The following is a 20,675-nucleotide window of genomic DNA, read 5'->3' on the forward strand; positions in this document are numbered from 1 at the left end:
ATTGCTTTCATATTGGCGATAAAACCTACCTCTAAACGCGGTCGCTCATCCTTGAATGGCCTCGATAGAGGTTTTCTCATTGAAATAAAGAGGGAGGAATCGGCATGCGATATTTCAATTATTTAACCGCGGATGAAGAGAAAGCTTTATTTTATTTACCGCCGAATTCCTTCCATAATCATTCGCACAAAGACATTTTAGCTCATTCTGTCGGTGCTGCTTTGTACATGCCAGCGACCCGACGTACGTTCGCAGAAGATATTGCTTTTGGTAAAATTGAAGGCTTAGTGTCCGTTGTCCTTGATCTGGAGGATGCTGTAGGTGATAACGAAGTGCATGCTGCAGAAGAATCGCTTATTGGGCAAATGAATCAGATCGCCCATTGGATGGAAGTTGGTATTGTAAGTGTAGAGAATCTGCCGCTGATATTCATTCGCGTGAGAAGCGTGAATCAATTGAACTATGTGCTAGAGAGACTGGAAGAGAATGTAGCCCTTCTTACGGGCATTGTGTTCCCGAAATTTACTGTGGAAAATGGCGAGGATTATTTTCAAGTCTTAGAAAATTACAATGATGAGAAATCGGCATCAGCACCCATCTTATATGGATTACCGATTCTGGAATCTGCCTCGATTATTTATAAAGAAAGCCGCACTTCTACCTTATTGGCGATTAACGAAATTATAACGAAATTTAAGGATTTGGTCTTGAACATCCGGATTGGGGCTACTGACTTTTCAAGCTTATTTGGGCTGAGACGAAGTCCGGACAGAACGATTTATGACATCGCCCCGATACGGGATTGTGTCGCTGATATGATTAATATTTTTGGTCGTATGGAAGCCTCCAACGTAATTTCCGGACCTGTTTGGGAATATTTCCCTACGAAGGGACTCATAAACGAAGTGATGTTGGATAAGGAAAATGGTTTAATCGGCAAAACAATTATTCATCCTACGCACATTAAGCCAGTGCAAACTCTCTATGCGGTTACACATGAAGAATATACGGATGCTACAAGTATTCTTAAGAACAATCATGGCGACCTTGGAGTTCTGAAGAGTGACTACGGCAATAAAATGAATGAATTCAAACCCCATTTCAATTGGGCGAAACGTATTCTTTTACGATCACAAGTTTATGGGGTGCTGCATGAACAACAAACCTTTGATGGATTACTCACACGGACTAACCGAGCGTACGTATAAAATTGCAGGTGATTTGGAGCTGCACGTTACCGTGACTTCCAATCCCCACAACATACCGCCCGACGCATTATTCGCGATGGCGGCGAGAATTAACAAGAAAAGATCTTTTTTGTTTGTAAGTAAGGTGTTAGGCAAACATATCCCGGTGAATCCGTACACCTCACTCTTAAGTGGAACTACTTTAGCGTTATTATTGCAGCAAGCGTTACAAAGAACGAAGTCAGAAGAGAAGGTACAGCAGGCTGTTGAGGGGCTCGTATACCCGGAGAAAGCGGAAAAGGCTTATAAAGCGATTATGTCTGAACGTTTACCATTGAAGCAGCCAATTGCTTTCATTGGATTTGCGGAAACAGCTACGGCCATTGGTCATGCGGTATATGAAGCTTTTGGGCAAGGAAGCCATTATTTGCACACGACACGCGAAGTGATCGAAGAATCACCGTCCATTCTTCAGTTTGAAGAAGAGCATTCGCATGCTACAGCACATTATGGTTATTCCGATGACCCTGCAATTCTTGCGCAGCCCGAAATTCTCGTTCTCGTCGATGATGAAATTACAACAGGGAAAACGTCGCTTAATATCATTCGCGACCTGCAAGGGAAATTTCCAAAGAAAATTTACTATGTGTTAGCACTGCTGGATTGGCGTACAGAGGAAGATATCTTGCAATTTGCCCAGCTGGAGAAGGAACTACACATTACGATTCACGTCATCTCATTAATTCGCGGGAATACGAAGGTAGTTGGCTCTAGCGAGAGCTTGCCATTGCAAGCGCCTAGCCCTTTGCTTGAAGAGCGCACAGAACTGCTGCACATATCCTATGTGAATCGACTATTCTCGCACGCTCCTTATGCAGGTAACCGCCCTTATTTGCATCATAGCGGCAGGTTTGGACTTACCCCCTCCAATACGGAACAATTGGATCGTTCCATCACGCAGACGGCCGAGCTGCTCAAGCGTAAACGTACAGGGATCAAGACACTCTGTGTGGGTACGGGGGAGTTTATGTATATCCCAATGCGAATTGCTGCTGAGATGGGTGCAGGGGTGTCTTATCAATCGACGACACGCAGTCCTATTCATGTCATTGAACACGGTGACTATGCGGTGAAATATGGCCATGCTTTCCCTTCTCCAGAGGATGAACAAGTCGTGCACTTCTTCTACAATATCCCTTACGGCACGTATCAGGAGCTCTTTCTTTTTATGGAGAGAGAAGCTTCGCCTTCATCTATGGAACCGATATTGCGAATTCTCCAAGCGAGGGGGCTGGACACATTGCATATCGTCTTCTTCTCGCCTCAAACGGTCGATTGGAAGGAGGCTAAGGTATGGAAACTTGGCGATCCAGACGAATAGATGACCCCCAGCCAATGGGCAGTTATCCACCTTCCGATGTGACATTTCTACTGAAGGATATCAGCAATATCAAGCTGGAAGTTGCCCTAGATGCCAGAGAGCGAGCGATCCAGTCCGGAACGCACTATTCCGAAATGCTTCCGCAGGAGCATCTGCCTTCCTCGGATTATTTGAACCTTTATCAAGAAACACTCGAGCTGTCGGCAGAGAAAGTAGCCGTATCCGTAGGTGTGGTAGCTGAGATCATCCGAACAAAGAAGGGGCCGAACACGGTCCTCGTTTCCTTGGCTAGAGCGGGCACACCTGTTGGCATTTTGATCAAGCGTTACTTGCAAGATATCCACCAGATGAACCTGCCGCATTATAGTATCTCGATTATTCGAGGCAAGGGGATTGATGAGAACGCTCTCTTGTACATGTTGCAGAAACATCCGGACGCAAGGCTGCAATTCATTGATGGGTGGACAGGCAAGGGGGCTATTCGTAAAGTGCTTACCCAAGCTTGTTGCAAAATGGAAAGGGATTACGGGATCATCCTGGACGATGATCTAGCGGTGCTCGCCGATCCTGGGCATTGCACAGACATGTTCGGAACCCGCGAGGACTTTCTCATTCCGAGTGCATGCCTGAACTCGACGGTCTCCGGTTTAATGAGTCGTACAGTGTTGCGCGACGATTTGATTGGACCCCATGATTTTCATGGCTCGAAATATTACAAGGAATGGCTAGATCACGATCAATCTAATCATTTTATCGAAACGATTGTGCCTTATTTTAGCAAGGTGACCAAGGATGCTCAGGCGATGGCTCAATCTTTAGTGACTCATCCGCCTGAGATTTCCTGGCACGGCTTACATGATATCCAAGCGATTCAGACGACTTATCAGATGGCTGATATCAACTTGATTAAACCTGGTGTGGGAGAAACGACTCGTGTCCTGCTCAGGAGAGTGCCGTGGCGAATCTTGGTAGATCGCATGGATAATCCGCATATTCGCCATATCCTGCTGCTAGCTGAGGCGCGTGGTGTACCTGTTGAGGTCTATCCAGGCCTCACTTATTCCTGTTGCGGACTCATACAATCTGTGAAAGGGGATGCCGAATGATCTATGCCAGTGATTTAGATCAGACCTTAATTTATTCCCAGCCCGCAGAACGAGCGGAGCACTGGGGAGATCGTATCATGGTCGCCGAGCTGATTGATGGCAAGGTAAGATCCTACATGTCTTCAACCACGTATCAACGCTTGCAAGAGCTGATGAATGAGCTCATATTCATCCCTGTGACAACGCGAACGATTGCACAGTATGTGCGAATTCATCTCATTAGTCAGACCCTGAAACCTCAATATGCCGTGACAAGCAATGGAGGAAATATGCTGATTGATGGCAAGGTAGATACAGAATGGCGAGATCTTGTCAGGACCCGTGTTAGCGATACCAGTGCTCCTGTCGAGGATGTTTTCCCTGTGATGCAGGGAGTGTTGCAACAGGATTGGCTGATCAGCTCGAGCTTCTGCGATGATTTATTTTACTCTCATATCGTCGAGCGCGACCGCATGCCTATGCAGGAAATAGCCGATTTGAGCACACAGTTGATGGGGATGGGCTGGCGTACTTCCGTTCAAGGAAGGAAGGTCTACATCGTTCCTGAGGCTGTGAGTAAGGGAGCAGCGGTCGCACACCTGAGCGAGGTCCTTGGTGGACGGAAAGTTATCGCTTCCGGTGACTCACTTCTGGACCAGAGCTTGTTAGACATCGCTGATTATGCCATTGCTCCGGGTCATGGAGAGCTATTCCGCCAAGAGCAAATGGGACAGTCCGGGAAATATCGATTTACCGAGGAATCCGGCATTTTTGCAGCTGATGATATTACCTCATTTGTCCATTCCACACATAGCGAGCACCGAAAGTTGCTCATAAAGGAGCCCTCATGAAAAAAGTATGGTTTAACCGCTGGTTCTCTGTTGCTTATCATTACATGAACAGCATCCGTAACAACGAGGACGGGGTTCAGTTCAAGATGTATGCAACGCATCCGGATCGTACTCACATAGCGCTGCAAGCAGCTGATTTTGCAGATACGGAGCCTGTTCTAGGTGACGATGACTATGTGGAATATGCGCTCAACTTTTGTAAGCAGCATGGTATCGATGTGTTTATCCCTAGGTTGCATATGTACGCGATTGCCAAGCACATTGAAGAGTTCGAGAAAATAGGTACACGTGTAACGGTTTGTCGTGATCTGGAGCTCCTAGAAAATCTCATGGAAAAGCAAAAATTCTACGAATCCATTGGGCCAAAAGGGATTGTCGCAATTCCCGATTATCATGTGGTGAATACGGCTGAGCAGTTTCTTATGGCACATGATGCGCTCACGGCAGCTGGTCATGACGTCTGCATGAAGCCAACGAATGGTGAGGGCGGCAATGGATTTCGGATTATCAGCAATAAGCGAAATGCGCTGGGTGATATGTTTGGACCGGTAATGCCGTATCTCACGAAAGAGCAAGCATATCAGAACTTATCGACAGTGGAACGTTTTGATGATGTCATGGTTATGGAAGTACTGGGTGGCCATGAATACAGCATCGATTGCTTAGCTTCCGCATCCGGCGAGCTTCTTGCAGCTGTCCCGCGTCGTAAAGCGGATGGAAGATTGAGGCTGTTAGAGGAAGTGCCAGAGCTGATCGAACTCGCTAATCAGGTAGCTGCTACCTACCGCATTCCTTTTAATTATAATATTCAAGTTAAATATAATCAGGGTGTACCGAAGCTGTTGGAGATTAATCCTCGGATGTCAGGCGGTTTACATGTCACCTGTTTATCGGGCATTAACTTCCCGTATTTAGCTGTGAAATCGCTGCTTGGCGAACATGTTGAAGTCCAAAAGCCGACCTTCGGCTTATTGGTAAGTCATATTGAGAAATATGTTATTATGAATATCGGTGAATAATAAGTAGCGCGCATCATATCTTTGATAAGAGATGATCATTCGTATCAATCAGCAAAGAGGGTGCGCGGTATGATCGTAGGCGGGATTATCTTATTCGGAATTATTGTAACGTTAATCGTCATAGCAAGTGCAGAGAAAGCGGAATATGTGTCCAATTTTATCGATAAATAGTCATCTTTGAAGCCTGAAAAGGTTTCTTTTTTTTGTTTCGATTTGGTAGAATAGGAGATAGGTAGTTTTATATGTGAAGGAGATTTAACATGCTGCAATTAAGCGATAGTCAACTTGCAACAATGTGGAGTCAAGGAGATGCGAAAGCGTTTAATCGACTTCTGGAGCTGTATAAGGACAGAATTTATCGATTAGCTTTTCGTATGCTTCGAAATAAATCAGATTCCGAAGATGTTGTTCAGGAGACTTTTTTGCGTGCACATTTAAATTCACATCGATTTGACGCTACCAAGAACTTCTCCAGTTGGATCTTCAGCATTGGCAAAAATGTCACGATTGATTTGATGCGGAAGAAGAAAAAAGAACTCTCCATGGATACGAGTGGGTTCCCATCCCAAGATGAACGCCCCCTGATTGAGAAGCTGGTGAGTCATGAGAAGACGCCTGAGCTTCAGCTCATTGAACAGGAAACGTATAGCCAGGTGGAACAAATGATTCAAGATCTGCCCGATAAATATAAAGACCTTATTGTTTACAAATATTATTTGGATATGTCCTTAGAAGACATCAGCCGCGAAGTGAATTTACCTGTTTCTACGATTAAGACTAGGCTTTTTCGAGGCCGGAATTATATCAAAAGAAAATGGGGATCCTTATTCTTCATGCTGCACAGCTTATCCACTGTGATCATTTTATAAAGTAAGCCGATAAGGCTTATTTTTTTGCCCATTACCTTATAATAAAGGAGCTTCACATGAGTAATCCTAAATTAGATGCACCCAAAATGCCTAAAGAATTGCCCGTCATTACCTTGCAAGAAGGGAAATTTGAGCCTGAGGATAGCTTTCATACTGGTATTATTAGTGATTGCGTAATAGATAATCAATCCGCCTATAAAGTCGCGTTTGATAAAATTATTTTTCGCAACGTGACCTTTACGCGAATTGCGATGAAAGAAATTGAGCTGACCGATGTGATTTTTGACCGATGTGATTTGTCGAATGTCGACTTTACAGAAGCAACGATACATAGAACGGAATTTCGGAATTGCAAAATTATTGGTATGGATCTCACGGGAGCCACATTACGAAATATCCTTTTTCAAGATTGCTTAGGGGATTTTGCGACATTCCGAATGGCAAATCTCAAACAAATTTCGTTTCATACGTGTTCTTTAAACAGCTCTGATTTTTATGAAGCGACTTTGCAGAAGCTACAATTTGAGGTTTGTCAGTTGGAGCAAGCACAATTTACAGGTGCGAAACTGGAAGGGATCGACCTCAGCACATGTGAGTTTACAAGTTTAGGTGTTAGTATTGAAGATTTGCGTGGATGCATCATTTCTAGAGGGCAGGCTTCCGTATTTGTAAGTCTTTTTGGGATCAAATTAAAGGAATAGAGGCAAGGTGAATGGAGGGTTAGACGGTGAAACTTGGATTTGATATTGATGATACCCTCATTAATCTAAGAGAGCATGCGTTTCATATCTATAATAAGACGCTGCAGCAGAACATTGGGCTAGAGGTGTTTCAAGCCCTGTCTACGATGGAAATCCACAGTGCGTTTGGATTATCCAAGGAAGAAGGAGGGAAGCTGTGGCACAGTCTGCGTGATGAGATTTATTATTCGGATTGTGCAACATTCCCCCATGCGCGAGAGGTTCTGAACCAACTGGTGGAGCAAGGCCACGAGGTGTACTACATTACCGCACGAGCCAAAGAGCATACGGAGCGCACACGACAATGGCTGCTAGACCATGGATTCCCTGTGACAGAGGGGCATTTCTTCTGTGGGATGAGTGATTCCGAGAAAGTACATATTATAGAGGCGCTAGAACTGGATTATTATTTTGATGATAAACCGACAGTTCTGGAAACATTAGCTCACCTGCCTGTTCGCATTTGTGTGAAAGACAGATCCTATAATCGACATCTGGAATTGCCGCGGATTACGTCTTGGGATGAGCTAGATGAGCTTATGAAGGGTTGAAAAAGTGAAAGGTGCTCACATCGTTACACAACGATTCGAGCACCTGGCTGAAGGGAGAGCAGATCTTGCTCTCCCTCTTTTTCGAGCACCTATAAACTGCCAGAGATGCTCCCATTTACAAAAAGCACAAACCCAAATGACAATCTGCGAACAAAACTCCTTTATGCTCAGGACGGTAAGAAAACTATCATTCATGAAGGATAAAGGAGATGAAATGATGTTTCAAGTTAACAAGATGACTAAGTTAATCATGGTTTCAACAACAGCAGCTCTGCTACTAACAAGTGGAGTCCTTACGCCTCAGCAAGCTTCTGCAGCAAACGGTACGCCAAACTATGAGGTGAAATTTAATTTAAATCCGAGCATCGTGGTGGATTCCAGTCATAACTTGATTAGCAGCGTACGTAGTCAATTTTCAACCGGCTCATCCTCGAAAGCCTATCGTGTACAATATATGGATACTGCGACAGGAGCATTGGATGCACAAGGCTGGAGTGATCGTATTCGTAAAAAAAGCAGCGACAGCACGCATCAACTGCAATTCAAAAAGCGCTATCCCATCACAAATGGTGACATAACAGGAGCATTGACTACAGCAGCGAACGATGGTTTGAATAGCTCCGCTTCTGGTTTTGAATTTCAAGTTGATTGGACATTCAGCAAGCAAACATTAAGCGTACAATATGAAAAAGATGTAACTGTCTCAGGGTACAACGGCAGTGGGCTCAATGCACCCAACTTAGCAACATCTCAAACTATTTCCGTATCCAACGCACCAAGCCAGTTAAAAAACTGGACCAGCTCAGGCTGGGGAACAACCCAATTAAACAATTCATTCATATATGGACCTATTGATTTCAAAAGATACGAGGGCTCATTTGATGATTATGATCTAGATATCGAAGTATGGACGATTCTGAATGCGGCTAAGACAGGAACAGAAGACATCGTAGAGGCTTCCTTCAAAGCAGATACTCTGAGTGAAGCGACAAGTGCACGTACCGACTTGATGAATCTACTTACAACCAAAGGCTGGCTAGTACAATCTGATGTTCTAAAAACGAGTCTCATCATGGAGCGATATGCGCCAGTTGCGCCAACGCCAGATACCGCAGCACCTTCTGTGCCAACTGGACTGGCCGCTTTGGCAACATCGAGTTCGCAAGTTCAACTGGGATGGACAGCTTCGACTGATAACGTGGCAGTTTCAGGCTATGACGTGTACCGCAATGGGACAAAAGTGGGCACTTCATCAACAGCAGCATATAGTGATTCGGGTCTTACGGCTTCAACTGCCTATAGCTATACAGTCATTGCCAAAGATGCTGCTGGTAACGTATCTGCTGCAAGCAATGCTGCTTCAGTTACGACGCTTGCAAGTGGCGGATCTGGTACAGGAAGACTATACTACACTATCAATGGAAGCACCGTATCCTATCTGGAAGCCGAAACAGTTACATCGAAAACTGGAACATTTACACAAGCAACGTGCACGGAATGCTCAGGAACGGCAAACATGCAAACGGCAAATGGTTCGGGAGATAGTGATGCAAACTACCTTAAATATGATCTGGAAGTAACAAATGGCGGTTCTTTCTATATCTACTTGCTTTCACAAGGCCCAGATGGCAGTTCAGATAGCTTCAACGTGGCTGTTGACTCAGGTAGTAACTACCAAGTAACAACTGGCAGCGCAGGCAGCTGGGCCTGGAAAAAGCCGAGCAGCTCAATCTCACTTTCAACTGGCACACATACGCTATATATCAAAGTAAGGGAAGATGGAGCCAAAGTGGACAAGATCGCACTAACCAAAACAAGCAGCACCCCTAGCGGACTTGGTGGCACTGCTCTTATTCCATCTGCACGATAGCTACACTCCATAGCTACATAGACAATTAATTCCAAACTTTCGCAACCATTCAAATGATGGGGACGAAAGTTTTTTTGTTCTTCAAATCTCAAGTAACCAGTCGTTCCCTAGTTGCTCCCAAATAGTCCCCGTTTGGCCCCGCGATATGCCGCAGTCGCAGTCTCGGGGCATCGAAAGCCTCCAGGCCATTTGTTTGAAAAGAAAATGTAAACGGGAGCGCAAGTACGTTAGGAATGTAGGTTGGCCTCGGATTGGATCGTCTTTTTCAAAACATGTCCGCATAAGGTAGTACTAATGAATCATGGCGGTAGGTAGGGTTGGTCACGGAGAAAAGGGGGAGAAGCATGCTGCAGAGGCGACGATGGAGAAGCAGGCCAACTGTGAAAACAAGCCGTAAAAAGGTACTGTGGATTGGTTTGCTCATCTTAGTCTTGTTTTGCATACAGTTTTTTATTTTTGTAGAACGAAATCTTAGACCGCCTTTGATGAATCTGGCGAAGGTTAGGGTTAAACAGATTGCAACCCAAGCGATTAATAGTGCAATTGCCGATCATGTAGCAGGAGGAACGAATGCTGAGCAACTGATTGATTGGAAAATGGATAAAAACAATAAGATTACAGGTTTCATGTTGAATTATAATGAACATATGAGGATTACTTCGGAGGCTATTAAAACAGTCCAAGGCGAGTTGAATAATCTGGAAAGCATTTCAGATCATATTCCCCTCGGGCAGGCTATGGATAGTGCTATTCTCGCCTCTTTTGGCCCAGATATCCCGATAAGATTGCTTCCTGTTGGAAGTGTGAAGGTGGATTTAAATACACGTACTCAAAATGTCGGTATTAATATGGTTATGTTCGAAGTATACGTACATATTGTTGCAGAAGTTTCTGTTATTATCCCTTTCGATTCAGAAACAGAAATTGTAGAAACTGAAATTCCTATTTCCTATTCGCTTGTTGTGGGCGATGTTCCTACTTATTACTATGACAACAAGGGAAATCCAGTGGGAAGTTCGAAGGAAGGCAGTCCGCCGAGCATAACATTACCAACTATTCCGCACTCAGGGGCAACGAATTCTACTCCCAAGGTGGGCGTAACCAAATGAAAAGCAAAAATAAACCCGCCGTGAGAGGCGGGTTATTTCTTTTTACCTCGATCTTCGCGCTCCCATCTTCGTAAAGATGGATAGGGATCGTAGCTCCACTCTGTAGTGCCATTATCGCGATATAGCCCAAAATGAAGATGGGGAGGAAATTTACCGGATGTACCTGGTTTTCCATAGCCGGAGCTGCCGACCCAACCGATGGTTTGTCCGGGTTTGACGATATCGTTTATTTTGAGCGTTTTTTGAAAGCCGGATAGGTGGGCGTAGTAGTGATATATGTTGTTTAGATCACGAATGCCAACTCGCCAGCCTCCGTAGGGGTTCCATCCTTTGATTTCAACGATGCCATAACAAGTGCTTCTAACAGGAACACCGTAGCCAGCGAATAGATCAGTTCCTTCATGAGTACGATGGCCACCCCAGCCTCGACTATCTCCCCACGTGCTGCGATAAGAGTAGTTGGAAGTAACAGGAAGTGGGAATGCATGAGCATTCGCATCTAAAGTGCCCAAAGACTCATAGATCGCAGCGAATTGACGAATGCGTTCTACGCTGCGTGCGTTGTGGTAATAATTCCAAAGGTTCATTTGTAAATTATCAACTTTAGTTCCATTGTTGCCTAAGATTGCTGCCATAGCCGCTAGTACATCTAAATCGTTAGTTCGGTCAGCAATGCCATCCCCTGATCCATCCCGCCCTAAACCATGGAAAAAGGAAATACTTATCAAATTGGTGTCTTGTGGATCTGGATTAAGCATGCCCGCCCAAACAAGCTCTGAAAAATAAATATTCGTGATGCTTTGTTGAACTGTTCTTTTTTTGGCGGTGTTCATCGTTTTCTCATATTGATCTACAGCAGCAAGGTACGTCCAAGGGATACCCGAGAGTAAGCTTATTTTTTCAAAAAGCTCTTTTCGCTCTCCATGTGAAGGTTTGGTCGGCTGGGAGCTTGGCATTGGAGTAATCTGCTCTTTTGCCATAGCAGGTGATACATCAATATTTGAAATAGGTGTTAATGTGATTGTTGATAGGAGGAGGCTAAGGACGAGAACCTTTGACCAAAATGCTCTGCTTTGCATCTCTATCATCCTTCCTGAAATGTTAGTTCTTAGGATGTACGGATGTCCTGTTGTTTATCCTTCGATCTTTCGTTGCCCCGGGATATTTGCTATGATGCCAATAAGAGGTGGGAATAGTGACTTTTAACCATAGAGAAGAGCATGTTGACGATCACATGTTATTAGTTCAAGCCAATTTGGATGATATGAATCCAGAGTGGATGACTTACGTAATGGATAAGCTTTTTGATGCGGGTGCAAATGATGTATACATGGTACCCATCATTATGAAACGAGGGCGTCCTGGTATCATGCTGAATGTATTGGTGGACGAGGAACGATTGTCTGCAATTGAGGAGATTATATTTAGTGAAACAACCACACTTGGCATTCGATATCTGCATGCATCTTGTCATCGATTAGCCAGAGAATTTGAGCGTGTGGAAACACCATGGGGACTCTTAACAGTAAAAGTTGGGTATCACGCAGGGAAATTGGTGCAATATGCACCTGAATTTAAGGAATGTGAACAAGTAGCAAGGATGCATGAAGTACCTTTGAAGATGGTTTATGAGGAAGTTAGGTTGTTATTTTTGCAACAACAGAGACAAAAAAACGCTCTTCCATTGTGATGGAAGAGCGTTTGTCATGTATAAGCTATTGTGGGGTGCTAGGTGTGGCAACGCCATGATGGGTGTGAGTATGAGAGTGATCATGATGATGATGATCGTGTTTATGATCATGCTTGTGTGAATGGTCATGATGGTGGTGATGGTCATCATGCGTATGCGTATGTTCATGACTATGATCATGCGCTAGATGCTCATGACTAACTTGCCATTTACCAATAAACGGATCAACTTTACCAACGACAACACGCAGTACATTGGGTTGCTTTGGCAAGTCTCTAGTGCCTGCACCATAGCCAATATGATCAACTACCATGGGTGGGAAGCTTTTGGAGAATTCATCAACAATACCTGAAATAATACCGGCTCCAGTTGGCGTTGTCATTTCTAAACTATAAGGAGTTGAAGCGATAGGCAAGCCTCTCATCATCTCCAGTGTGGCAGGAGCGGGTACTGGATAAATACCATGATCGATATGTATGGTTCCGGATCCTAGTGGAACTGGGGAGGAGAAAATACGCTCGATTTGCAAGGAGTCGATGGCTAAAGCAACACCAACGATGTCGACGATGGAATCAATAGCTCCGACTTCATGGAAATGCACTTTTTCAATAGGAGTCCCGTGAATCTTAGCTTCAGCAATCGCAATTTTTTCGAAAATAGCTAAGCTTAATGCTGTAACTCTCTCATTGAATTCTGCTTTTTGAATGGCATTGACGATTTCTGAATAATGTCTATGATGCTTCGGAGGATGTTCAGGATCGAGTATGACATCCAGCTTAAGGGCAGAAATGCCGCGTTTCACAACGCGTTTCCACTCCAAAGTGTAGGGCTCTAGTTTGATTTTGGAAAGCTCATCCTCAATATAAGCACGATCTGCTCCCGCATCAACCAAAGCGCCAAGGGTCATATCGCCGCTAATTCCGGAGAAGCAGTCCAAATATAAAATACGCATGGTCGTAGTTCACGCTCGTTTCGACATATTTTTGTTAATGAGTCCAGCATAGTACCCTGCGCCAAAGCCATTGTCAATGTTAACGACGGAGATGCCCGGTGAGCAGCTATTGAGCATGGACAGCAAGGGTGCGATCCCTGCAAGGTTCGCACCGTACCCAATACTCGTCGGCACAGCGACGATGGGTTTAGACACAAGCCCGCCCATAACGCTGGCGAGCGCGCCCTCCATGCCGGCAACAACCACAATCGCATTCGCACCGCGAATGAGCTCGAGCCGGCGGAATAGCCGATGAATGCCAGCGACACCCACGTCGTACACACGTTCAACGTGGCTGCCTAGGCATTCAGCTGTTAGGGCCGCCTCCTCCGCCACGGGGAGGTCGGAGGTGCCTGCGCACACGACGGCGATATAGCCGTCGTGGACTTTGAGCAGCGGGCGCTTAAACCAAGTGAGCGCCCGTGCGGTTTCGTGGTAGGTAACACCTGCCACGTTGGCTACAACATGAGCGGCTTTGGCCGCGTCGACGCGTGTGGCAAGCACGCGGTCGGTATGCTCCATCAGCCGCCGGAAAATGGCCTCGATCTGCTCGGGCGTCTTGCCTTCCCCGAAAATGACCTCGGGGAAGCCTGTACGCTTCTCGCGATCGATGTCGAGCTGTGCAAATCCAAGATCAAGGTTGGCGGGACCTGATCCGCCTTCCTTGATGATTTGCTTTTTGGCTTCATCTATATCCAGATCGCCGGTCTGGACGAGTTTTAAGATCTTCTCTAAGTCCATCATAAGGATGCTTGTTTCACCTTATCTTTCGTTTCTTGAGATAGCACTTCATTCATACTGCCCGTGCGGTAGCCTTGCAGATCTAACGTGACATACGTAAAGCCGAGCTTGCTGAATTTTTCGTAAATCGCATCACGGTGTTCCACGACCTTGTGAATCTCTTCTGGCATGACTTCGATTCGAGCAATCTTCTCGTGATGACGCACGCGTACCTGATAGAGACCAAGCTGGGAAAGGAAATATTCGCCTTCATCCAATTGGTCAATCTTCCACTTCTCGATTTGCGTACCATACGGAATACGAGAGGATAAGCAGGCAAAGGAAGGTTTGTTCCATGTGCTAAGACCCAATTCTTTGGAAAGCGCTCGGATCTCGTCTTTGGTTAAGCCGGCTTCTTGCAGCGTACTGCGGACGCCTTGCTCATTTTTCGCCTGAAGACCTGGTCTATAGTCACCTAGATCGTCCACATTGGAACCGTCTAAGATATACGGGTAACCCAGTTCTTTGGCGATATCTTGCAAATGTGAATAAAGCCCCGTCTTGCAGTGATAACAACGGTCAGGATTATTGGCAACGAAATTCGCGTTCTCCAATTCCTTTACCTCTGTTTTGTGCAAGCGAACGCCAAATTGTTCAGCTAGTTGTGCCGCGGCATCAAACTCCCTCGTGGGAAACGTTTCAGATGCTGCAGTAACGGCAAGGACTTGATCACCAAGCTCTTGCTGTGCACGTTTGAGGACGAATGTACTGTCAACCCCTCCGGAGAAGGCGACGATGACACGGCCCATGTTTCTTAAAATTTCACCAAGCTTGCGATCTTTCTCGCGTGTTACTTCTTGTATGCTCATGTTTCTATCCTCCCATACAGCCTTTATGTAGTAAGCTGAGCTGTTTTGGTCTATCTAAACAAGTGTATCACAAGTGACCCCTAAAGTGGATTGTTTTGTCAGTCATTCATGTTATAATAACATCATTGAGAAACCAAATAAAAAGGCGGGAATTACAGTGCCTAGAAAAGTACTAGAGAGAAAACCAGACTGGTTAAAGATCAATCTTAAGACCGATGAGAATTTCAAAGAAATTAAATCCATGATGCGTTCCAAGACGTTGCATACAGTGTGTGAAGAAGCCAAATGTCCGAACATTCATGAATGCTGGGCGAATCGGACAGCGACTTTTATGATATTAGGTGACATTTGTACGCGTGCTTGTCGCTTTTGTGCAGTTAAAACAGGTCTCCCTACTGAGCTTGATTTGGAAGAGCCGGAACGTGTTGCAGACGCAGCGCTGCAAATGGGGCTTCGTCATTGTGTTGTTACTTCAGTAGCACGCGATGATTTAACGGATGGCGGTGCTATGATTTTCGCAGAGACGATCAAAGCGATCCGTCGTAAACTGCCTATGTGCACAGTTGAGGTGTTGATTCCTGACTTCCTAGGTCGAGAAGAATCACTGGCTACCGTGCTTGAGGCAAAGCCAGATATTCTGAATCACAATATGGAGACGGTTGAGCGGATGTCAGATCGCGTTCGTTCCAAAGCGAAATACCATCGTTCACTCGAGCTGTTGCAGCGTTCTAAGCGGATAGCGCCGAACATTCCAACGAAATCCAGTGTCATGATTGGTGTAGGGGAAGAGTGGGACGAGCTGCTTCAAACGATGGAAGACCTGCGTAAAGTGGATTGTGATATTATGACGATCGGTCAATACTTACAGCCGTCCACGACGCATTTATCTGTATCCAAGTATTACACGCCTGAACAGTTTGCTATGCTGAAAGAAGAGGGCATGAAACGCGGCTTTAAGCACGTGGAGTCGGGCCCGCTGGTACGCAGTTCCTATCATGCGCATGAACAGGTGAAAGCAGCATCAAGCGTTTAGAATTCAATGAACGGATCATAGAAAGGAGAGCTTCCTACCACCATGATTCATATTGCCAATAAAACATACGAGCTTGTTACCGATCACAAAAATGGTTGGAATTTCGAAGTGTTCAAGGAACGCTTCAGCGAAGTGTTGGAGCGGTACGATTATATTGTGGGCGATTGGGGATATAGTCAATTACGACTGAGAGGGTTTTTCAAAGAAATCCACCCAAAAGCGACCAAAGAATCCTCCATCGCAGCTCTTCAAGATTACTTGAATGAGTACTGTAACTTTGGCTGTGCATACTTTATTATCGAGAAAGTTAACGCGCCTAAACAGCAAACACCGTCAGAAGTTATAAGTTCAACAACGGTTTAATCAGCACTAGCTCAACAAAACGCCATCTGGCCTCCAACAATCGTGGAGAGCAGATGGCGTTTTATCATGTCGGTGTTTGTTTCGTTGTTCATTGTCCTATTTTACTTCAAGGCCAACGAAGGCCTCGCGAACACGATTCCAGAAAGGGAACGGACGGAACCGCGCAAACTTTACTTTTACGTTGGAAGCAACACGGCAACGAATGGAGACGACATCGGCACGCTGCATATATTTATGGTCCAACGACAGCAGCATATTCTGTTGCGCTTTCGGGTAAATGTCACAGTGGTGATGCTTCGGTAAAATCATTGATGAACCCAGTGTACGGTACACGCGATTGTTAATCGATGCGATCTCGGCAATTTGAATAGCTTCAAGCGATGGATGGACCATGGCGCCGCCCAAGCTCTTGTTGTAAGCGGTACTGCCTGCAGGAGAAGATATGCAGATACCGTCACCGCGGAACATTTCGAACATTTCATCGTTCACATGAAGTCTTGCAACTAGTGAAACTTCAATCCCGCGAATCGTAAACTCGTTAAGAGCGAGATGTGTTTCAACACCCTTGTCCGTCGTAATTTCGATTTCGACAACGGGATAGCGGACGACTTGCAGCTCCTCAGGTGTTGTCACACTAAACATTAATGAAGCTAGATGATCTAACTCGTCCGGTTTCCAATCTGCGAAAAAGCCAAGATGCCCCGTATGAATCCCAACGAATGCGATATGATCCAATTTGTCGACATATTTATGAAAAGCTTGGAGCATCGTGCCATCCCCGCCAATGGACAGGACGATATCGGGATGATCTTCATCCCTTGGCATGCCTTGCTTAGCGGCGAGTGTGTGGAAGCGTTCGGTCAGCTCCTTGGAGATGTCATCGCCTCGTTCAATGACGTTATATTTCAATCTTGTTCCTCCTAAGAGTTATCGTAGAATGGTCTTCTTAATAATTGGAGCAGTAGGCATCAATTTCTTGGAGAATGGATTCAGGCGTATGCCGAAATTCTGCGGCAACCCGATAGCTGTCGTTGCTGAAATGCGCAACTCTTACAATTTCACCATAGACAGTGATAGGCTGAGAGACATTCGGGAGAATGAAGCTGAACTCCAGAATCAAAGGAAAGAAAAGTCGATTGGAGGTGACAAAGGATAGTCCGCCAACACTGATATCAAGGAGTTGTCCGGTAAAAGCGACACCCTTCTGTGCAGATAAGTTTCGTATGCCAGCGACACGAAGTGTAATCGGTGTACGCAGGGTAAGCTTAGCTCGAGGATATCTTCGGTTTTGATGCTGAAAAACTTCCTCAGGAAGAGATAATGTCAGGGAACAGATCGTCTTTTTGAGTTCAAGCCCAATCAAATCGACATAAGCATAATATAAAATGGCACCATCTTTGAAAGAAAATTCAACGAGTGAAACATGTTCAAGCTTGTCGAATGGGTATACGCCTAATTGTTCAAGACATACGGTTATCGAATCTTCACTTATTTTGTCGATAGCAAAGTTGTCTTCAAAGCAGAAAGGCTGTCCATCTTTACATTCACCAACAATGATAATATGACAATCCTGATTTGGCGAAAAGGATGCCAATTCTAGTACCTTATTCCAATCCATAGCATCACCAAGTCGTTAGATTTACATTCACATCTGCCTGTTCATCCTGTAAATTCTCTTCTCATCATAATTTATCTAAGTCAATAAGAAAAGCCCCAAACGGGGCTTTAGCTTAGGTTATCCGATTTTATTATTAAGTCAAGGTGCTCGTAACGAGGGAGAGTTCAAACGAATGCGCAAAGTTGATTGAGATGGGGCGCACACGAATCGAGAAGTGAGGCCCATGAACAAGATGGGATGGAATGGTAGCTTGGAAATGCTGCGATTGCTCAATAAGTTCCCCAATTGGAGCCATGAGGATGATTTTCTGCTCCCACGTTTCGCCATTTTCTGCGTAATAAATGACTTCTACTGCCGTATCTTGCGGCCAAATAGGGCCGAAATGGATTTGCGCCGTAATCTCTTTCGTACCGGGTGGAATTTCATCTAATGGAACATCGGAAGTCGATTTATTGGCATGATCATCAATATTCATAATCCGGACCTGATGCCAATTGCTGCGGATGAACTGCTTGTAATCGGCAACTTTGGTAGCAACATCATAATTGTCCGCTACAAAAAGACGAGCACGTTTGGCTGTTGGTACATACGAAAGATTCGTATAATCTTGCACCATACGGTGCGTATTATAGACGGGGGTGAGCGATTGAATGGATCGCTTCATGCGTCCAATCCACTGATGTGGGACCTCGCCTTGATTGTAGTAAAGCGGAATAATTTCATTCTCCAAAAGGTGATAAATCGCTTTCGTATTTTCTTTCTCCTGTGCGGCCCAGTCCGCGGCTCCCGTGGATCCGATAGCCCAACCATTCATACCGTTGTAGCCTTCCTCCCACCAGCCGTCCAGCACGCTGAAATTAAGAACGCCGTTCATAGCTGCTTTCTGGCCGCTGGTACCGCTTGCCTCAAGAGGTCTGCGAGGGTTATTTAACCAGACATCGACGCCTTGAACGAGATAGCGAGCCATGTTGATATCGTAATTCTCAAGAATAACGATTTTACCGAGAAATTCTTTTAATTGTGAGATGCGGTAAATTTCTCGAATGAGATCTTGGCCAGGGTAATCAGCAGGATGGGCTTTACCTGCAAAAATAAATTGCACAGGTCGATCGGGATCGTTGATTAGTTTCTTGAGACGATACAAATCATTGAAAATCAGATTGGCCCGTTTGTAGGTAGCAAAGCGTCTTGCGAAGCCAATTGTAAGGGCTTTAGGATTTAAATAGTGCCGAACCTCTTCAATCCTATCTTCGGATTCCCCGTTACGTTTGCGCTGCTCTATGAGACTATTGCGGGCATAACGTACTAAATCTTCCTTCAGATGCTGATGAACTTTCCAAATGGATTCGTCGGGAATAACCTCGATTTGCGCCCATTGATGCTCGTTGGACTGCTCCGCTCGCCATGTACCGGGGAGGAATCGATCGAAAAGCTCCTTCCAAGCAGGGGCGGTCCAAGTGTCCAAGTGAACACCGTTTGTGATAGAGCTGATCGGGACCTCACTGGCATCGATATGACCATGGAATTCTTTGAACATTTCGCGTGAAACCTGCCCATGCAGCTTGCTGACACCATTTCGCAGCCCCGCCGTATTCATCGCCAAATGTGTCATATTGAATTGACCGGACTTATGATCAAGTCCTAATGAAATAATGCTTTGTTTATGCTTAGGCAGCTCGTTGAAAAGGTGACCCAGATAGTGTTCCACCATCTGGACGGAGAACGTATCATGACCTGCTGGAACAGGTGTATGTGTCGTGAAAACGGTGGCGGAGCGCACGGTCTCTACGGCCACGTGAAACGGAAGGCCCAAATGAAGCAGTTCCTTCAACCGTTCTAAAGTCAGGAAAGCCGCGTGACCTTCATTAATATGGTATACATTGGGGTAAATGCCGAGTGCACGAAGTACCTTGACACCACCGATTCCCAGCACCATTTCCTGAGCGATCCGCATATCTTGATTGCCGCCATATAACTGTTCGGTCAGGGCTTTATCTGTGTCATGATTGGCTTCGTGGTCGGTATCCAGCAAAAAGACCAAATTGCGTCCTACCTTAGCAGCCCAAACCATGAGGGTGATTGTACGACCAGATATATCGAGCGAAACCGTGAGCTGCTGGTCATTTTGAAGTACCGGACGAATCGGTAATTGCTTAAAGTCATAGGGGAATAATTCACTTTGCTGACTGCCGCTCGCATCAATTTTTTGTGTGAAATAGCCTTTTTTATAGAGTAAGCCCACGCCTGCAAGCGGTATTCCTAGGTCACTGGAAGATTTGATATGATCGCCGGCAAGAATGCCAAGCCCGCCTGAATAAATCGGAAGCGATTCATGAAAACCAAATTCAGCAGAGAAATAAGCAATTTGCACATAACCTTCGGCGGCATAGTTGTTTGGATACCAACCGGGTTCATTCATATACGTATCAAATCTTAGCATGACTTGTTGATACCGCTCGACAAAATCATTGTTCTGGCTTAATGCTTCAAGCTGGGGAGCTTCTAGCTCGTTAAGCAGTCGAACGGGATTGTGACCGAGGGCTTTCCAACGGCCAGGGTCCATGCTTTCAAAAAGCTGCAGCGCCTCATGGTTCCAACTGAACCATAAATTAAAAGCTAGCTCGCGAAGTCGTTCAATCGTTGGAGGCAAACTTCTCGCCTCTTGGGGGTCGGCTGCTATCATATCTGAATATTCTCTCCCTTTATAAACATGATCATAGTTACCCATA

The 20,675-nt window shown here is 45.3% G+C and carries 20 protein-coding genes; 13 read left to right on the forward strand and 7 right to left on the reverse strand.

What is annotated here, in order from left to right:
* The first annotated feature begins 104 nt into the window (after window positions 1–104).
* From ACSQ8P_RS07815 to yunB, 10 genes are all read left to right on the forward strand, one after another.
* Complete coding sequence (locus tag ACSQ8P_RS07815) at window positions 105–1,208, forward strand: HpcH/HpaI aldolase/citrate lyase family protein (protein WP_436234665.1); 1,104 nt, start codon at window positions 105–107, stop codon at window positions 1,206–1,208.
* A complete protein-coding gene (locus tag ACSQ8P_RS07820; RefSeq protein ID WP_436234666.1) occupies window positions 1,153–2,568 on the forward strand; it encodes a phosphoribosyltransferase family protein in 1,416 nt (471 codons plus the stop codon). Before ACSQ8P_RS07815 ends, ACSQ8P_RS07820 begins: the two co-directional genes overlap by 56 nt.
* Window positions 2,541–3,674 carry a cysteine protease StiP family protein gene (locus tag ACSQ8P_RS07825; RefSeq protein WP_436234667.1) on the forward strand — a complete coding sequence of 378 codons (1,134 nt, stop codon included), beginning with the start codon at window positions 2,541–2,543 and terminating at the stop codon, window positions 3,672–3,674. Before ACSQ8P_RS07820 ends, ACSQ8P_RS07825 begins: the two co-directional genes overlap by 28 nt.
* Window positions 3,671–4,504, forward strand: coding sequence for an HAD family hydrolase (locus tag ACSQ8P_RS07830; RefSeq protein ID WP_436234668.1), 834 nt, complete (start codon window positions 3,671–3,673; stop codon window positions 4,502–4,504). The genes ACSQ8P_RS07825 and ACSQ8P_RS07830 overlap by 4 nt, the downstream gene beginning before the upstream one ends.
* Window positions 4,501–5,523 (forward strand): ATP-grasp domain-containing protein, encoded by a 1,023-nt coding sequence (locus ACSQ8P_RS07835; protein WP_436234669.1) that lies wholly within the window; start codon window positions 4,501–4,503, stop codon window positions 5,521–5,523. The genes ACSQ8P_RS07830 and ACSQ8P_RS07835 overlap by 4 nt, the downstream gene beginning before the upstream one ends.
* A gap of 260 nt (window positions 5,524–5,783) precedes the next feature.
* On the forward strand, window positions 5,784–6,392 hold the full coding sequence (locus tag ACSQ8P_RS07840) for a sigma-70 family RNA polymerase sigma factor (RefSeq protein ID WP_436234670.1): 609 nt from the start codon (window positions 5,784–5,786) through the stop codon (window positions 6,390–6,392).
* 56 nt (window positions 6,393–6,448) lie between these two features.
* Window positions 6,449–7,093, forward strand: coding sequence for a pentapeptide repeat-containing protein (locus tag ACSQ8P_RS07845; RefSeq protein ID WP_436234671.1), 645 nt, complete (start codon window positions 6,449–6,451; stop codon window positions 7,091–7,093).
* Between the two features lie 26 nt (window positions 7,094–7,119).
* On the forward strand, window positions 7,120–7,683 hold the full coding sequence (locus tag ACSQ8P_RS07850; RefSeq protein ID WP_436234672.1) for a 5' nucleotidase, NT5C type: 564 nt from the start codon (window positions 7,120–7,122) through the stop codon (window positions 7,681–7,683).
* Between the two features lie 235 nt (window positions 7,684–7,918).
* Complete coding sequence (locus ACSQ8P_RS07855; protein ID WP_436234673.1) at window positions 7,919–9,553, forward strand: fibronectin type III domain-containing protein; 1,635 nt, start codon at window positions 7,919–7,921, stop codon at window positions 9,551–9,553.
* 380 nt (window positions 9,554–9,933) lie between these two features.
* Complete coding sequence (gene yunB / locus ACSQ8P_RS07860; RefSeq protein WP_436234674.1) at window positions 9,934–10,662, forward strand: sporulation protein YunB; 729 nt, start codon at window positions 9,934–9,936, stop codon at window positions 10,660–10,662.
* A gap of 32 nt (window positions 10,663–10,694) precedes the next feature.
* Here yunB and ACSQ8P_RS07865 read toward each other — a convergent pair whose 3' ends face one another.
* Window positions 10,695–11,741, reverse strand: a complete 1,047-nt coding sequence (locus ACSQ8P_RS07865) for a M23 family metallopeptidase (protein WP_436234675.1) — start codon at window positions 11,739–11,741, stop codon at window positions 10,695–10,697.
* A 116-nt stretch (window positions 11,742–11,857) separates the two neighbouring features.
* Between ACSQ8P_RS07865 and larC (ACSQ8P_RS07870) the strand changes: the two genes are divergently transcribed.
* Window positions 11,858–12,352 (forward strand): nickel insertion protein, encoded by a 495-nt coding sequence (larC, locus tag ACSQ8P_RS07870; protein WP_436234676.1) that lies wholly within the window; start codon window positions 11,858–11,860, stop codon window positions 12,350–12,352.
* Between the two features lie 25 nt (window positions 12,353–12,377).
* Here larC (ACSQ8P_RS07870) and larC (ACSQ8P_RS07875) read toward each other — a convergent pair whose 3' ends face one another.
* Genes larC (ACSQ8P_RS07875) through larE form a run of 3 tightly spaced genes read right to left on the reverse strand, consistent with a single transcriptional unit; the run spans window position 12,378 to window position 14,932 of the window.
* Complete coding sequence (gene larC, locus ACSQ8P_RS07875) at window positions 12,378–13,304, reverse strand: nickel pincer cofactor biosynthesis protein LarC (RefSeq protein ID WP_436234677.1); 927 nt, start codon at window positions 13,302–13,304, stop codon at window positions 12,378–12,380.
* A 9-nt stretch (window positions 13,305–13,313) separates the two neighbouring features.
* Window positions 13,314–14,087 (reverse strand): nickel pincer cofactor biosynthesis protein LarB, encoded by a 774-nt coding sequence (gene larB / locus ACSQ8P_RS07880; RefSeq protein WP_436234678.1) that lies wholly within the window; start codon window positions 14,085–14,087, stop codon window positions 13,314–13,316.
* Window positions 14,084–14,932, reverse strand: coding sequence for an ATP-dependent sacrificial sulfur transferase LarE (gene larE, locus ACSQ8P_RS07885; RefSeq protein WP_436234679.1), 849 nt, complete (start codon window positions 14,930–14,932; stop codon window positions 14,084–14,086). Before larE ends, larB begins: the two co-directional genes overlap by 4 nt.
* Before the next feature lie 85 nt (window positions 14,933–15,017).
* Between larE and lipA the strand changes: the two genes are divergently transcribed.
* A complete protein-coding gene (lipA, locus tag ACSQ8P_RS07890) occupies window positions 15,018–15,965 on the forward strand; it encodes a lipoyl synthase (protein WP_436239476.1) in 948 nt (315 codons plus the stop codon).
* 42 nt (window positions 15,966–16,007) lie between these two features.
* Entirely contained in the window at window positions 16,008–16,328 is a 321-nt protein-coding gene (locus tag ACSQ8P_RS07895; protein ID WP_436234680.1) for a YutD family protein, read from the forward strand.
* Between the two features lie 96 nt (window positions 16,329–16,424).
* Here ACSQ8P_RS07895 and ACSQ8P_RS07900 read toward each other — a convergent pair whose 3' ends face one another.
* From ACSQ8P_RS07900 to glgP, 3 genes are all read right to left on the reverse strand, one after another.
* A complete protein-coding gene (locus ACSQ8P_RS07900; RefSeq protein WP_436234681.1) occupies window positions 16,425–17,237 on the reverse strand; it encodes an NAD kinase in 813 nt (270 codons plus the stop codon).
* A gap of 37 nt (window positions 17,238–17,274) precedes the next feature.
* On the reverse strand, window positions 17,275–17,946 hold the full coding sequence (locus ACSQ8P_RS07905) for a flagellar brake protein (RefSeq protein ID WP_436234682.1): 672 nt from the start codon (window positions 17,944–17,946) through the stop codon (window positions 17,275–17,277).
* 133 nt (window positions 17,947–18,079) lie between these two features.
* Window positions 18,080–20,674 (reverse strand): alpha-glucan family phosphorylase, encoded by a 2,595-nt coding sequence (glgP, locus tag ACSQ8P_RS07910; RefSeq protein WP_436234683.1) that lies wholly within the window; start codon window positions 20,672–20,674, stop codon window positions 18,080–18,082.
* Between the last annotated feature and the right edge of the window lies 1 nt (window position 20,675).

The organism is Paenibacillus sp. LjRoot153 (assembly GCF_964253085.1).
Classification (GTDB): domain Bacteria; phylum Bacillota; class Bacilli; order Paenibacillales; family NBRC-103111; genus Paenibacillus_E.